Here is a 15,775-nt window from a genome sequence, read left to right on the forward strand (position 1 = left end):
CTGGGTGGTTTGATATTATGCGATCTTTATCGCAAAATGAAATGTTTCTTCTGTATTTATGTTTTATGAAAAATATATTTGTTTATAATCGATGCACGTTTCAAACTGCCTATTGCATGAGCAGTGTGTAACAACCCAGACAAGATTATCACTGCTTTTATGTAACTAAATAAAGTCAGTGCTACTCCACCGGATATGCTTGCCTGCTCGCAAACCACCACCTGCAGCAGGTTTGGGATAACGCCACAAGAAAGGGTGAGTAAAATGGGTAAGATCAAGTTGACCATGGCACAGGCATTGGTCAGATTTCTCGACAACCAGTACCTGCTGGTAGACGGTGTCGAAACCAGATTCGTAAAGGGTATCTTCGCCATTTTCGGCCACGGTAACGTACTCGGCCTGGGGCAGGCACTGGAGCAAGACTGTGGCGATCTGGTGGTGCATCAGGGGCGCAACGAACAGGGAATGGCGCATGCCGCTACCGGGTTTGCCAAGCAGAAGCTGCGCCAGCAGATTTACGCCTGTACTTCTTCCATCGGCCCCGGTGCGGCCAATATGATCACTGCTGCGGCCACTGCCACGGCTAACCGCATTCCTCTACTGCTGCTGCCGGGCGATGTTTACGCCTCTCGCCAGCCCGATCCGGTATTGCAACAGATCGAACAATCCTACGATTTGAGCATCAGCACCAACGACGCATTTCGCGCCGTCAGTAAATATTGGGATCGCATTGTGCGCCCGGAACAACTGATGAGCGCCTGCATTAATGCCATGCGCGTGCTCACCGATCCGGCAGAAACCGGTGCCGTCACGCTATGTCTCCCGCAGGACGTTCAGGGTGAAGCCTATGATTACCCAGACTATTTCTTCCACAAACGGCTGCATCGCCTTGAGCGTCGTCCGGCCAGCCAGGGATCATTGGCAGATGCTTTGGCGTTGCTGGTGGGTAAACGCAAGCCGTTGATTATCTGCGGTGGTGGGGTGAAATATTCGCAGGCCGGACAGGCGCTGCAACAGTTTGCTGAACGCTTCCATATTCCGTTTGCCGAAACTCAGGCTGGTAAAGGTACGGTGCTTTCTGCTCATCCTTATAACGTGGGTGGCATTGGTGAAACCGGCTGTCTGGCGGCCAACACGTTGGCGAAGCAGGCAGACCTGGTGATCGGCATCGGTACCCGTTACAGCGATTTCACCACCTCGTCCAAATGGCTGTTCCAAAATCCGGATGTGGAATTCCTTAACATCAACGTCAGCGCGTTTGATGCTGGCAAGCTGGACGGTCTGCAAGTCTTGGCGGATGCCCGTACGGCGCTGGCCTCTCTCAGCCCATTGTTGGCTCAGGCGGATTATCGTGCCGATTGGCAAGAAGCTATCAGCAAGGCGCTTGGCGAACAGCAAAAAGAGACCGAGCGTGTCTATCAGGTGACCTATACCGGCGAAGGCTTTGTGCCGGAAATCGACGATAGCCTTGAGCGCAAGCGGGTATTTGCCGAGTTTATCGAGCAAACCGACTCTGTATTAACCCAGAGCCGAGTTCTGGGTGTGCTGAATCAGCATTTACCGCAGGACAGCGTCATCGTTGCTGCTGCTGGTAGTTTGCCTGGCGATCTGCAGCGTGTCTGGCAAAACCGGGGTGAGCACGGCTATCACGTGGAATACGGCTACTCCTGTATGGGCTATGAGGTTAACGCCGCGTTAGGCGTCAAGCTGGCGGAACCACAGCGCGAAGTTTACGCCATGGTGGGGGATGGGGCGTTCATGATGCTGCATTCAGAGTTGGTCACCTCGATCCAGGAAGGCTGCAAAATCAACGTGGTGCTGTTCGATAACATGACCAATGGCTGCATCAACAATCTGCAGATTGAGCACGGTATGGGGAGCTATACCACCGAGTTCCGCTTCCGCGACCCGCAGGGCGGTAAACTGGACGGCAAGCTCGTTCCGGTCAACTTTGCCATGCTGGCGGCGGCCTATGGTTGCAAAACCTACAGCATCACCACCGAACAACAGCTGATCGATGCGCTGGCAGATGCCCGCAAGCAACAGGTTTCTACCCTGCTGGATATCAAGGTGCTGCCAAAAACCATGGTGCACAAATATCTCAGTTGGTGGCGCGTGGGCGGTGCCCAGGTGGCCGAAAGTGAAAAAATTATCGCCGTCGCCCACAAGCTGCAAGAGAACATCGATAAAGCCCGCGACTACTGATAATGCAATGCCTTGGCAATCGTAGGTGCGGCGGAGCGCCGCGCTCACATAAACAATCGGATCTACCTCAGACCTTGCGTCTGTCGTTTACAGTCCATGAGGATAACGAAAATGACATTGAACATTGGGGTTATTGGTACCGGCGCTATCGGTAGGGATCATATCCGCCGTTGTAGCCAGGTGTTGCAGGGTAGCCGCGTGGTTGCGGTGAACGACATCAATCGAGACAGTGCGGCCAAGGTGGTCAGTGAACTGAAACTGGATGCCAAGGTTTATGACAATGCCCACGATCTGATCAACTCTTCAGACGTACAGGCGGTACTGGTCACGTCATGGGGGCCGAGCCATGAAGAGTTTGTGCTGGCCGCCATTGCCGCAGGCAAACCGGTGTTTTGCGAGAAACCGCTGGCGGTTACGGCACAGGGCTGCAAGAACATCGTGGATGCTGAAGCCAAGCACGGCAAACGCCTGGTACAGGTGGGCTTTATGCGTCCTTACGATCAGGGCTACCGGGCGTTGAAACAGGTGCTGACCAGCGGCCAGATCGGCGAGCCGCTGATGCTGCACTGTGCCCACCGCAACCCAAGGGTCGGTGAAGCCTACACCACGGATATGGCCATAACCGATACGCTCATTCACGAGCTAGACGTCCTGCGTTGGCTGCTGGACGATGATTACGTTTCGGTACAGGTGGTGTTCCCACGCAAGAGCAGCAAAGCCTTGCCACATTTGAGAGACCCGCAAATTGTGCTGATTGAAACGGCCAAGGGCACCCGTATTGACGTTGAAATCTTTGTTAACTGCCAATACGGCTACGACATTCAGTGTGAAGTGGTGGGGGAAACCGGCATTGCCAAGCTGCCAGAGCCTTCCGCGGTGCAAATGCGCAGCGGTGCCAAACTTTCCACCGAGATCCTGGTCGACTGGAAAGATCGCTTTATCGGCGCTTATGACGTTGAGCTGCAAGCCTTTATCAATGATGTCCAGGCCGGCAAACTCACCGGGCCTTCTGCTTGGGATGGCTTTGCGGCTGCGGTGGCGGCGGATGCCTGTATCGCAGCGCAGACCAGCGGTGAGGTGGTGCCTGTGACCTTGCCCGCTCGCCCTGGCTTCTATGGTAAATAATTTTCCTGGCCACGCCGGCGGGGAAGATATAGCCGGTAAGTGCCTACATGACTGAGGCTGAAAATGAACAAAGACTACGTAAAGCTGGCGATCGCCCCGATTGGCTGGACGAATGATGATATGCCTGAGTTAGGCAACGAGAATACGTTCCAGCAGTGCGTCAGCGAAATGGCGCTGGCCGGGTTTACCGGCAGCGAAGTGGGTAGCAAATACCCGCGCGATCCCAAGGTGCTGAAACCGATGCTGGATATCCGCGGGATCCAGATCTGTAATGCCTGGTTCAGCACGTTCTTTGCCGATGGGCAGAAAGAAAAGACCATCGATGAGTTTATTAACCACATGAATTTCCTGCATGCGATGGGGGCCAAAGTGATTGGCTGCTCCGAGCAGAGCAAGAGCATTCAGGGTACCACCAAGGCGGTATTTGAAGAGAAACCCTATTTTAGCGATGAAGAGTGGCAGTGGGTGGCTCAGGGGTATAACGAGTTGGCGAAAATTGCCGCCGGAAAGGGGATGCAGGTCTGTCTGCACCATCATATGGGCACGGGTATCCAGACCACCGAAGAGATAGACCGCTATATGAGCATGGTGAACGACGATGTTTACCTGCTGTTTGATACAGGTCATGCCTATTACTCCGAGGGCAGCCAACAGGCAATGTTGGCGATCCTGGAGAAATACCTGCCGCGCATCAACCATGTGCACTTGAAAGACGTACGTGACGAGGTGGTGGCAGAGGTTAAGGCCAAACGCCTGAGCTTCCTGGACGGGGTGAAAAAAGGCACCTTCACCGTGCCGGGGGATGGCGTGATCGATTTCCGGCCGGTATTTAAGCTGCTGGATGAGCGTGGCTATAAGGGATGGATGGTCGTGGAGGCCGAGCAGGATCCAGCGCTGGCTAATCCTTTTGAGTACGCGGTGAAAGCACGCCGCTATATTCGCGAAACGACCGGGCTTTAAGTCAGTTATTGGTTTAGCAGTGTCTAACCGGTGGGGCGTTGGTATGAGCGCCCCACCGATAACGCCGTTCTGATTACGGGGTTTTGAAGCGAGCCATATGATAGGCATCGACCAACTCGCCATCGCGCATGGCAAAGCGGCGGCTGGTGCCTTCAATCTCAAAACCGAACTTACGATACAGCGCAATGGCCCCCTGATTGTCGGTGAACACCGTCAGCTCAATGCGCTCAATGCTGGCCCAGTTGTCGCAGAGATCGATCATCGCCTTCATTAGCGCGCTGCCCACGCCTTTGCCGTGGTAATCGGCATCCACGCTGATGCCAATAGTGGCCACATGGCGACGGCGTACCCGCTGGTTGAGTTCCACGAACAGTTGCCCCACCACGCGATCGTCAATACAGGCCACCATGTTGTAGGTTCCGGGCTGCACATTAGCAATACGTTGCTGCCACATGGCTTTTGACGGTAGCGGTAGTTGTAGCGTGTCACGGTAAACGGCTGGGTGGGAATATAGCTGGTGCAAGGCTTCAGCATCGTTACTTTCCACGTGACGAACTACAATCTCGCTCATTTTATCCTCTCTTTCACGTTTACCGGTTGAATAACCTCCCAAATTATCCGTTTACTCCCCTGAGTCAATATAATTCCCCATTGGTCAAAAAAACGCTTTACAGGTGCGAATGATAATGATTATTATTGCCATGCGTTCAGGGGGAGTATCAGCCTTGATACTGTTTGCTGAAGGCACGACATTGCTCACATTGCTTCCAGTGTTTACTTAGCCAGCTCGGGTGCTGGCTTTTTTTTTACCCACATCCCCTCCCATAAATCCTTTGCTACTTGCTGCCAAACTCCACCTAATTTTTTGAACAGAGGAGTGAGATTTTTGCGCTTTCATATTCCTCTGTCAGGTCTAGACTGTAGAAAACATTGAGGAGAGTTGAATATGATTTATTTACGTAAGGCACAAGATCGCGGTCATGCCAATCATGGTTGGCTCGATAGCTGGCACACCTTCTCATTTGCCGACTATTACGACCCCGACTTTATGGGGTTCTCGGCGCTGCGGGTGATCAACGAAGACGTGATTGACGCAGGCCAGGGGTTTGGCACTCATCCCCATAAAGACATGGAAATCCTGACCTACGTGCTGAGCGGTACGGTGGAGCATCAGGACAGCATGGGCAACAAAGAACAGATCAATGCTGGTGAGTTCCAGATCATGAGTGCAGGGACCGGTGTGCGTCACTCCGAGTACAATGCCAATAGCGATCGGCCATTGCATCTCTACCAGATCTGGATTATTCCGGATCAGGTTGGGCTGGAGCCACGTTATGAGCAACGGATGTTTGATGCGCCTCAGGGCCGCCAGTTGGTGCTGTCGCCAGACGCCCGTGAAGGTTCGCTGAAGGTGTTCCAGGATATGACTTTGTCTCGCTGGGCGCTGAAGAAAGACGAGCAATCCGTTTATCCAATTCAGGCAGAACGCCGCGTTTGGATCCAGGTGGTGCATGGCAATGTCTCTATCAATGGCCACAAAGCGGGTATTAGCGATGCTTTTGCTATCTGGGATGAGACAGCGTTGTCGATTCATGCCGATGAAGACAGCGAGATTTTACTGTTCGATCTGCCACCAGTGTGATGACCTTGTTGGGGCGCCGCATGCTGCGCCCTATTTTTGCTGTCTAACCAACAATATCGGAAAGGCGTTTTATTTGCTAAAATGGCTGCCCATTCACGGTTAGCCAGTTCATTGATAATGAAGAAAAAACGGCCGGTGCTTCAAGATGTCGCAGATCAGGTTGGCGTCACTAAAATGACGGTGAGCCGCTATTTGCGCAATCCCGATCAGGTTTCTGCCGCTTTACAGCAAAAAATTGCGGTAGCGCTAGACGAACTTGGCTACATTCCCAACCGTGCGCCGGATATCCTTTCCAACGCGACCAGCCGGGCGATCGGCGTATTGTTGCCATCGCTGACCAACCAGGTATTTGCCGAAGTGTTGCGGGGTATCGAAAGCGTTACCGATGCGCACAATTATCAAACCATGCTGGCGCACTACGGCTATCTGCCGGAGCGTGAGGAAGAGCGTCTGACGTCGCTGTTTTCTTATAACATTGATGGGCTGATCCTGTCCGAACGCCACCATACCGCCCGTACCCTGAAGATGATTGAAGTTGCAGGCATTCCGGTGGTGGAGTTGATGGATTGTGTCTCACCTTGTATCGATCTGGCGGTCGGGTTCAACAACTTTGAAGCGGCCCGCCAAATGACCCAGCAAATCATCGCTCGCGGCCATCGTCACGTGGTGTACTTTGGCGCGCGTCAGGATGAACGAACCATTATTAAACAGCAGGGCTATGAACAGGCCATGCGAGAATCTGGCCTTGAAACCTACAGCATCATGACCTCGCGCTCTTCTTCCTATTCGGCCGGTGGTGAGATGTTGCGTGAGGCGCAGCGCGATTACCCGCAGATCGACAGTATTTTTTGTACCAACGACGACCTGGCGATCGGTGCGGCATTTGAGTGCCAGCGCCAGGGGTTATCGATCCCGCAGGATATGGCGATTGCCGGTTTCCACGGCCACGATATCGGCCAGGTAATGGTGCCAAAACTGGCGAGCGTGCTGACGCCGCGTGAGCATATGGGCCAGATCGCCGCAGAGCGCCTGTTGGCACGACTACGTGGGGAAGTTGTTTCTCCACGCATGGTGGACGTGGGTTTCACCGTGGCACCCGGTGGCAGTATCTGAACCTGGGCGCGACAGCCCGCGCCCAGAACGGCTTGCTTATTGCTTTAGTGCTGCGACACAGCGGCCAACTACGCCTTCAACGTCGGTATCAATATCCACGCAGATCACATCTTTTTCGTCAACGCTTGGCTCTTCTAACGCATCAAACTGGCTTTTGAGCAGGTCAGTGGGCATAAAGTGTCCGGAGCGGGCTTGCAGACGGGCAAGGATCACCTCGAAGCTGCCTTTCAGATAGATAAACACCATATTGTCATTGTCTTTGCGCAGCAGATCGCGGTAGCGGCGTTTTAGCGCCGAGCAGACAATAATCCCGCTTTCGTTCTTGTGATTAAGGCTGTATGCCGCATCGTTGAGGCGTTGCAGCCAGGGCGCGCGGTCCTCGTCATTCAGCGGTTGGCCGCTGGCCATCTTCTGGATATTGGCACGTGGATGCAGATCGTCGCCATCAATAAATTTTGCCTTGATTTCCCGTGCTACCGCCGCGCCAATCGTGGATTTGCCGCTACCGGAGACGCCCATCAGGATGATGCATTTTCCCGCCATAAGTTTGATCTCTATCTCAGAATGCGAATTTTGCTGGGTTACCTGGTTTCGGATCTTATCATGTTACCCGTATCATGATACGGGTAACAAATGGAGGTGTGATTGTCATCACACAGCATAGAACAGGGAATATGCCTGCCGTTTTCAAGCTGCCACGTGGTGGGCTGCATTCTGCATCCATTGGCTATACCACAGTACTCAACCACCTACTTAAACCACCAGGGTAGGTCGTATAACGAAAACAAAGCACCTTCTTTCGCCGCCGTTACGCAAAGAGGCCAAGTGATAAAAAGGGTTGGAGAAAAATTATGCCACTAGTGATTGTTGCCATCGGCGTAGCCATGCTACTGCTGCTGATGATCCGCTTTAAGCTGAACGGTTTTATCTCGTTGATTCTGGTTGCTCTGGCGGTCGGTGTCATGCAGGGCATGCCGGTAGACAAAGTGATTGGTTCTATCAAGGCTGGCGTGGGTGGAACGCTGGGCGGTCTGGCGTTGATCATGGGTTTTGGTGCCATGCTCGGTAAGCTGCTGGCGGACTGTGGTGGCGCCCAGCGGATTGCTACCACGTTGATCGATAAGTTCGGTAAACAGCATATCCAATGGGCTATCGTGCTGACCGGTTTTACCGTCGGTTTCGCTTTGTTCTACGAAGTGGGCTTTGTGCTGCTGCTGCCTCTGGTGTTTACCATTGCTGCCTCTGCGCGTATCCCGCTGCTGTATGTCGGCGTGCCAATGGCTGCGGCGCTGTCCGTTACCCACGGTTTCCTGCCGCCGCACCCAGGCCCAACGGCCATCGCCACCATTTTCCATGCGGACATGGGTAAAACCTTGCTGTATGGCACCTTGCTGGCGATCCCAACCGTGATCCTGGCAGGCCCGGTGTATGCCCGTTTCCTGAAAGGAATCGATAAGCCGGTTCCGGTCGGTTTATATAACCCAAAAACCTTTACCGAAGAAGAAATGCCTGGGTTTGGTGTCAGCGTTGCGACCGCACTGGTGCCGGTGATCCTGATGGCATTCCGTGCTGTGGCGGAAATGGCGTTGCCAAAAGACCACCCGTTCCTGTCTTACGCCGAGTTCTTTGGTGATCCGGTAATGGCCACGCTGATCGCGGTGTTGATCGCCATCTTTACCTTCGGCCTGAATCGTGGCCGCAGCATGGACGAAGTGATGGGCACCATCAGCGACTCCATCAAAATCATTGCCATGATGCTGTTAATCATCGGCGGTGGTGGGGCGTTCAAACAGGTGCTGGTGGACAGCGGCATTGAGCAATACATTGCTGGCATCATGCATGGCAGCAACGTGTCACCGATCCTGATGGCCTGGTCAATTGCTGCGGTGCTGCGTATCGCACTGGGTTCTGCGACCGTCGCGGCAATCACCGCCGGTGGCATTGTGGCTCCACTGATCGCCACCACCGGGGCCAGCCCGGAGCTGATGGTTATTGCCGTCGGTTCAGGCAGCGTGATTTTCTCTCACGTCAACGATCCGGGCTTCTGGCTGTTCAAGGAGTATTTCAACCTGACCATTATGGAAACCATCAAATCCTGGTCGGCGTTGGAAACCATCATTTCAGTTTGTGGCCTGATTGGTTGCCTGCTGTTGGCGATGGTGGTTTAAGTCGTAAAAGATGGGGCACAGCTGTATTGGCTGTGCCCTGACTGCTAAAGATTCAGATAGGCCCGAACACCGTCCAGGAACATCTGGGTGGACAGCATCACCAGAATCAACCCCATCAGCCTTTCCAGTGCGCTCACCCCTTTGCTACCCAGTAATCGCAGGAACAGGTTCGACATCAGCAGGATCGCCGCCGACAATCCCCAGGCAATCAGCAAGGCCACTACCAGATGCGAAATCTGGTTGGGATACTGGTGTGAAAGCAACATCAAGGTTGCCAGAATCGACGGCCCGGCGACTAACGGAATGGCAAGCGGCACCAGGAAAGGCTCCTCTCCGGCAGAAAGATCGCTACCGCTGCCCTCCTGAGAAGGGAAAATCATCTTGATGGCGATCAGGAACAGGATAATCCCGCCGGAGATCGATACGGTTTCGGTGCGCAGGTTGAGGAATGCCAAAATATGTTCGCCCGCGAACAGGAAGATCAGCATCAATACCAAGGCTATCAGCAACTCGCGGATCACCACCGCCCGGCGACGGCGCGGTTCCAGATGTTTCAGCACCGACATGAAAATCGGCAGGTTACCCAGCGGATCCATAATTAAAAACAGCAACACCGTTGCCGCAATCATCTCTGTCATTCATTGCCTCAAAATCAGAAAAAATGCCCGATATAAGTCCTACTGCTGAGAATTACTCTACCATCGAATAAATTCACTTTGCGCTCGCGCCGACATTTTGTAAGGTGGGTAGATATTGCACACAACTTATAACTTAACTCTATCTCATATCCTTCCTGGAAGGGTATAGAGCATAGTCATCCTCCAAGGCAGGACAGTAAATATGAAAAACGTTGGTTTCATTGGTTGGCGTGGCATGGTCGGCTCGGTACTCATGCAGCGCATGACGCAAGAGCGCGATTTTGACGCCATTCGCCCGGTATTCTTCTCCACTTCGCAGCTTGGTGCTGCCGCCCCGGCTTTCGGTGGCCAGCAGCAAGGCACGCTGCAAGATGCGTATGATATCGAAGCGTTAAGCGCTCTCGATATCATTATTACCTGCCAGGGCGGCGATTACACCAATGAAATCTATCCAAAGCTGCGTGCCACCGGCTGGCAGGGCTATTGGATCGATGCGGCCTCTTCTCTGCGGATGCAGGACGATGCGATTATCATCCTCGACCCGGTCAACCATGCGGTGATCCAGGAAGGGCTGAACAAAGGCATCAAGACCTTTGTTGGCGGTAACTGTACCGTCAGCCTGATGCTGATGTCGTTGGGCGGCCTGTTTGCCAACGACCTGGTGGAGTGGGCTTCTGTTGCCACCTATCAGGCGGCTTCCGGCGGCGGTGCGCGCCATATGCGTGAGCTGTTGACCCAGATGGGCATGCTGCATGCGGATGTGGCGAAAGAGTTGCAGGATCCGGCTTCGGCAATCCTGGATATCGAACGTAAGGTCACGGAGGCCACACGTTCCGGTAAGCTGCCAACCGATAACTTTGGCGTTCCTCTGGCGGGCAGCCTGATCCCTTGGATCGACAAACAACTGGATAACGGCCAAAGCCGCGAAGAGTGGAAAGGCCAGGCTGAAACCAACAAGATCCTCAGCACGTCAAGCATCATCCCGGTTGATGGTTTGTGTGTGCGCGTAGGTGCGCTGCGTTGCCACAGCCAGGCATTTACCCTGAAGCTGAAGAAAGACATCCCACTGCCGGAAATCGAGCAGTTGTTGGCCACGCACAACGACTGGGTAAGAGTGATCCCGAACGACCGCGAACTGACCATGCGTGAGCTGACGCCTGCTGCCGTAACCGGTACTTTGAACACGCCGGTTGGCCGTCTGCGCAAGCTGAATATGGGGCCGGAATACCTCTCTGCCTTCACCGTTGGCGATCAGTTGTTGTGGGGTGCGGCCGAACCGCTGCGTCGCATGTTGCGTATCCTGCTGTAACCTTGAACTGAACTTCCTGAGGGCTGAGCTCTTTCAGCCCTCCAATGCCCTGTTTTCCATATTTCTGGTCTCGGTTGCTGTAGCGGTAAAGGCGATGCAGGCAAGGTAGCATCACGCCTGTCGCATACCAGACGCAACCACCGCAGGTTGCCTGTTCCACCGGTTTTCCGACTAGAAATTTTCCTGAGTAATACCACCGTGTTTTTAACAGACATGGCTATGCTTATTAGATGGATGAAAAATTTTCCATCAATGGTGAAAATTCGCCTGAAAAATAAGCATAAAGAGCGAAATTGCGAGCATGAAGGCGATCGATTAATCAATAACCGACTGAAATCACGCTTTAGGTAGCAAATGAATTGCATGATAGGTGCAACGGCTGCTTTTTGTTCAGCGTAGCCTTTTTAAAAGTCATGCTCTTAATCAAAGGAAGAATGCTATGCCTGTACTTCCCGAACGTGACGTGATCAATCAGCTCATCTCCGGTCACTATGCCGATCCCTTTTCCTTGCTCGGCATGCATGTAACCGAAAACGGACTACAGATTTGTGCGCTGTTGCCGGATGCGGGCGCCGTGTGGCTGGTAGAGAGTAAAACCGGTAACCGTCTGGTCCAGCTCAATTGCGATGACGCTCGTGGTTTTTTCAGCGCTCTCGTACCGCGTCGTAAAACCCCTTTCCGCTATCAGCTTGAAGTCAGCTGGCGCGACCATCAACAACTGCTTGAGGACCCTTATCGGTTTGGCACCCTGTTGCAGGATATTGATAGCTGGCTGCTGGCCGAGGGCACCCATCTGCGGCCTTATGAGCGGCTGGGGGCGCATCCTGGTTCGTTGGATAATGTGGCTGGGGCCAGCTTTGCCGTTTGGGCACCGAATGCCCAGCGCGTGTCGGTAGTGGGGGAGTTCAACTTTTGGGATGGACGGCGTCATCCCATGCGCCTGCGTAGAGAGAACGGGATTTGGGAGCTGTTTTTACCGGGCGTGAAGGCCGGGCAACTGTATAAATACGAGATTATCGATTGTTACGGCAATGTGCAGTTGAAAGCCGATCCTTATGCCTTTGAAGCGCAGATGCGGCCAGAAACGGCCTCGTTGATCACGCCGCTGCCTGCGGTGGTGGAAAACACGCCGGAAAGGCAGCGGGCCAATGACTTTGACCGCCCGATTTCCATCTATGAAGTGCACCTGGGTTCCTGGCGTCGCCATACCGACAATAATTTCTGGCTCAGCTATCAGGAGCTGGCTGAGCAGCTGATCCCCTACGTTAAATATATGGGTTTCACCCATATTGAACTGTTGCCGATCAACGAGCATCCGTTCGACGGCAGTTGGGGCTATCAGCCGTTGGGAATGTATGCACCAACCCGTCGTTTTGGTACGCCAGCGGAGTTCAAGGCTTTTATCGCCGCGGCTCATGATGCCGGTATCAACGTGATCCTGGATTGGGTGCCGGGGCATTTCCCCAGCGATGCCCATGGCCTGGCCAACTTCGACGGCACCGCGCTGTATGAATATGCCGATCCTCGCGAAGGGTTCCATCAGGACTGGAACACGCTGATTTACAACTATGGCCGCCACGAGGTACGTAACTATCTGGCGGGCAATGCGTTTTACTGGCTGGAGCGCTTTGGTATCGACGCCCTGCGCGTCGATGCGGTGGCGTCGATGATTTACCGTGATTACAGCCGTGCCGACGGGGAGTGGGTGCCGAACTACTATGGCGGTAATGAGAACCTGGAAGCGATCTCCTTCCTGCGTTACACCAACCAGACGCTGGGCAAAGAGCGGCCAGGGGCGGTGACGCTGGCGGAAGAGTCGACCGATTACCCGGGCGTTACGCTGCCGCCGGATGCCAATGGCCTAGGTTTTCACTACAAGTGGGATCTCGGCTGGATGCACGACACGCTGGATTACATGAAGTGCGATCCGGTGCACCGTAAATACCATCATAACCTGATGACCTTCGGCATGCTCTACGCCTATACCGAAAACTTCGTGCTGCCGATCTCACACGACGAAGTGGTCCATGGCAAAGGCTCCGTGCTGGATCGGATGCCGGGGGATGCCTGGCAGAAATTCGCCAACCTGCGGGCCTATTACGGTTTTATGTGGGCGCATCCGGGCAAAAAACTGCTGTTTATGGGCAGCGAATTTGCTCAAGGGCGTGAGTGGAATTTCGATACCAGCCTGGACTGGCATCTGCTGGAAGGATTGGACGGTTGGCACCACGGCGTGCAACGGCTGGTACGTGATCTCAACCACTGCTATCAGGAAAATGCGCCGCTGTATGAGCGCGATTATCGTCCAGACGGCTTTGAATGGCTGGTGGTCGACGATCACGACAACTCGGTATTTGCCTTTGCACGCTACGACTCGCAGGGCAATGAGCTGATTGCCATCAGCAACTTTACCCCGGTGCCGCGCCCTCATTACCGTATCGGCATTGCGCGCGCTGGTGAATATCAGGAGATCCTCAATACCGATTCACACCATTATCACGGCAGCAACGCGGGTAATCAGGGGCGGGTGATCTCGCAGCCGATCGGCAGCCACGGCCGTGAACATTCGATCAGCGTGATGGTGCCGCCGCTGGCCACGGTTTATCTACGGCGGGAGGTTTGATGGCAGAGCTGACGCCGGGTCTTGCCGCGCCCTTAGGGGCTTATTACGACGGTAATGGCATCAACTTTACCCTGTTTTCTGCACATGCCACGCAGGTTGAGCTGTGCCTGTTCGATGCGCAATATCGTGAAACACGCCTGCCGTTGCCTGCCCGCAGCGGTGATATCTGGCACGGTTATCTGCCGGGAGGCAAGCCGGGGCAGCGCTATGGTTTTCGGGTGCATGGCCCGTTTGAGCCGCATCTTGGGCTGCGCTTTAACGCCAACAAGCTGTTGCTCGATCCGGCGGCGCGGGCAGTTGAAGGACCCGTTGCCGACCATGTGCAGTTGCACGGGGGGTACGATCAACCGGACCAGCAAGACAGCGCCTCGTTGATACCCAAATGCATAGTGATCGACGAAAGCTATGATTGGCAAGACGATCGCCCACCCGCTACCCCTTGGGGCAAAACGGTGATCTACGAAGCCCACGTCCGGGGGCTGACGTTAACGCACCCGGAGATCCCGGCCGTGTTGCGTGGCAGCTTTGCCGCTCTTGGCCACCCGGCGATGATTGCCTACTTCAAACGGTTGGGGATCACGGCGCTTGAGCTACTGCCGGTGCAGCAGCACACCACGGAGCCGCGTTTGCAGCGCCTTGGGCTGATCAATTACTGGGGATACAACGTGCTGGCTCCTTTCGCGCCAGACAACCGTTACAGCAGCTTGAGCACCGGGACAACGCCGCTACGTGAGTTCCGCGATGCGGTGAAAGCGCTGCACCGGGCGGGGATCGAAGTGATCCTGGACGTGGTGTTCAACCATAGTGCAGAGCTGGATGTGGATGGGCCAACGTTGTCGCTGCGTGGTATCGACAATGTCAGCTACTACTGGCTAACCCCTGACGGTGACTACGATAACCTCACCGGCTGTGGCAATACGCTGCGGTTGGATCAGCCAGCGGGCGTGGCATGGGTGATGGATTGCCTGCGCTTTTGGGTTCGGGAGTGCCATGTCGACGGTTTTCGCTTCGATCTTGGCACCGTGTTGGGCCGTACACCGGCATTTGACCGCGATGCACCGCTGTTTCAGGCGATGCTGGCGGACGATACGCTGGGGCGCTGCAAACTGATCGCCGAGCCCTGGGACATTGGCCCGGGGGGCTATCAGGTTGGTGCGTTTCCAGGCCGTTTTGCTGAGTGGAATGACCATTTCCGTGACGATATCCGCCGTTTCTGGCTGCGGGGCGATCTGTCACTGGGTCAGTTTGCCCAGCGTTTTGCCGCCTCCAGCGAGGTATTCAACCAACGTGGGCGTGCACCCTACGCCAGCATCAATATGCTGACGGCCCATGACGGCTTTACCTTACAGGACGTAGTGAGTTTCAAGGAGAAACATAACCAGCCTAACGGAGAGGGAAACCGTGATGGCAGCGACCAAAACTTTAGCTGTAACCACGGGGTTGAAGGCCTGATTGCCGACGAAACCGTTTTGCAACGCCGCCAGGCCAGCCAGCGAGCACTGCTTGCCACGCTGCTTCTGGCACAGGGGACACCGATGCTGCTGGCCGGTGATGAGCACGGCAATAGCCAGCAAGGCAACAACAATGCTTACTGTCAGGATAACGCAACCACCTGGCTCGATTGGGCCAATGCGGATGAGTCACTGACCGCATACACCGCCGCGCTGATCCGCTTGCGCCAGCAAATTCCTGCTTTGCAGGCAGACCGCTGGTGGCAGGAGGGAGACGGCAGCGTGCAGTGGTTAAACGCGCAGGGGCAGCCGCTCAGTGCGCAACAGTGGGAACAGGGCGATCGCTGCTTGCAGATCCGTCTGTCACAACGTTGGCTGATGGTGATCAACGCTACCCAGCAGACCGTTAAGATGACGTTACCCGAGGGTGATTGGCAGGTTGTCGCCCCCTTCACTCAGGAAGATTCTCGGGCGGTTCTACCCGCCTGGTGCCAGGTTGCGCATTCGCTTTGCGTGCTGGTGGAGAAAAATTAAAAGGAGT

General features: G+C 54.6%; 12 protein-coding genes. 9 read left to right on the forward strand and 3 right to left on the reverse strand.

Translation table 11 applies throughout. The annotated features are described in order from the left end of the window. Positions 1 to 264 precede the first annotated feature (264 nt). The 3 genes from iolD to iolE all read left to right on the forward strand — a co-directional run bounded on the left by iolD (position 265) and on the right by iolE (position 4,290). Positions 265 to 2,205 carry a 3D-(3,5/4)-trihydroxycyclohexane-1,2-dione acylhydrolase (decyclizing) gene (gene iolD, locus ABIE29_RS15645; RefSeq protein ID WP_429619660.1) on the forward strand — a complete coding sequence of 647 codons (1,941 nt, stop codon included), beginning with the start codon at positions 265 to 267 and terminating at the stop codon, positions 2,203 to 2,205. Between the two features lie 111 nt (positions 2,206 to 2,316). Then, a complete protein-coding gene (locus tag ABIE29_RS15650; RefSeq protein WP_429619661.1) occupies positions 2,317 to 3,330 on the forward strand; it encodes a Gfo/Idh/MocA family protein in 1,014 nt (337 codons plus the stop codon). A gap of 63 nt (positions 3,331 to 3,393) precedes the next feature. Further along, on the forward strand, positions 3,394 to 4,290 hold the full coding sequence (gene iolE / locus ABIE29_RS15655) for a myo-inosose-2 dehydratase (protein WP_429619662.1): 897 nt from the start codon (positions 3,394 to 3,396) through the stop codon (positions 4,288 to 4,290). 73 nt (positions 4,291 to 4,363) lie between these two features. On the opposite strand, the gene ABIE29_RS15660 is transcribed toward iolE, so the two are convergent. Continuing rightward, positions 4,364 to 4,861 (reverse strand): GNAT family N-acetyltransferase, encoded by a 498-nt coding sequence (locus tag ABIE29_RS15660; RefSeq protein ID WP_429619663.1) that lies wholly within the window; start codon positions 4,859 to 4,861, stop codon positions 4,364 to 4,366. A 375-nt stretch (positions 4,862 to 5,236) separates the two neighbouring features. Between ABIE29_RS15660 and ABIE29_RS15665 the strand changes: the two genes are divergently transcribed. Then, positions 5,237 to 5,932: a pirin family protein gene (locus ABIE29_RS15665; protein WP_021807425.1), complete on the forward strand. Its 696-nt coding sequence runs from the start codon at positions 5,237 to 5,239 to the stop codon at positions 5,930 to 5,932. A 117-nt stretch (positions 5,933 to 6,049) separates the two neighbouring features. Next, positions 6,050 to 7,045, forward strand: coding sequence for a gluconate operon transcriptional repressor GntR (gene gntR, locus ABIE29_RS15670; RefSeq protein WP_429619664.1), 996 nt, complete (start codon positions 6,050 to 6,052; stop codon positions 7,043 to 7,045). Positions 7,046 to 7,081: 36 nt separating this feature from the next. Here gntR and ABIE29_RS15675 read toward each other — a convergent pair whose 3' ends face one another. Then, positions 7,082 to 7,588: a gluconokinase gene (locus ABIE29_RS15675; RefSeq protein WP_429619665.1), complete on the reverse strand. Its 507-nt coding sequence runs from the start codon at positions 7,586 to 7,588 to the stop codon at positions 7,082 to 7,084. A gap of 308 nt (positions 7,589 to 7,896) precedes the next feature. On the opposite strand from ABIE29_RS15675, the gene gntT reads away from it, so the two are divergent. Further along, complete coding sequence (gene gntT, locus ABIE29_RS15680) at positions 7,897 to 9,213, forward strand: gluconate transporter (RefSeq protein ID WP_429619666.1); 1,317 nt, start codon at positions 7,897 to 7,899, stop codon at positions 9,211 to 9,213. A 44-nt stretch (positions 9,214 to 9,257) separates the two neighbouring features. Here gntT and ABIE29_RS15685 read toward each other — a convergent pair whose 3' ends face one another. Beyond that, positions 9,258 to 9,851: a YhgN family NAAT transporter gene (locus tag ABIE29_RS15685; protein ID WP_025119274.1), complete on the reverse strand. Its 594-nt coding sequence runs from the start codon at positions 9,849 to 9,851 to the stop codon at positions 9,258 to 9,260. A 202-nt stretch (positions 9,852 to 10,053) separates the two neighbouring features. Here ABIE29_RS15685 and asd point away from each other — a divergent pair, with 202 nt between their 5' ends. The 3 genes from asd (at position 10,054) to glgX (ending at position 15,768) form a co-directional block, all read left to right on the forward strand. Continuing rightward, the gene (gene asd, locus ABIE29_RS15690; protein WP_429619667.1) at positions 10,054 to 11,160 is read left to right on the forward strand and encodes an aspartate-semialdehyde dehydrogenase; all 1,107 of its coding nucleotides are present in this window, start codon (positions 10,054 to 10,056) and stop codon (positions 11,158 to 11,160) included. 439 nt (positions 11,161 to 11,599) lie between these two features. Next, positions 11,600 to 13,783 carry a 1,4-alpha-glucan branching enzyme gene (glgB, locus tag ABIE29_RS15695; RefSeq protein ID WP_429619668.1) on the forward strand — a complete coding sequence of 728 codons (2,184 nt, stop codon included), beginning with the start codon at positions 11,600 to 11,602 and terminating at the stop codon, positions 13,781 to 13,783. After that, positions 13,783 to 15,768: a glycogen debranching protein GlgX gene (gene glgX / locus ABIE29_RS15700; RefSeq protein ID WP_429619669.1), complete on the forward strand. Its 1,986-nt coding sequence runs from the start codon at positions 13,783 to 13,785 to the stop codon at positions 15,766 to 15,768. The genes glgB and glgX overlap by 1 nt, the downstream gene beginning before the upstream one ends. Positions 15,769 to 15,775: the final 7 nt, after the last annotated feature.

It is taken from the genome of Serratia sp. 2723 (genome assembly GCF_050434425.1).
Lineage (GTDB): Bacteria > Pseudomonadota > Gammaproteobacteria > Enterobacterales > Enterobacteriaceae > Chania.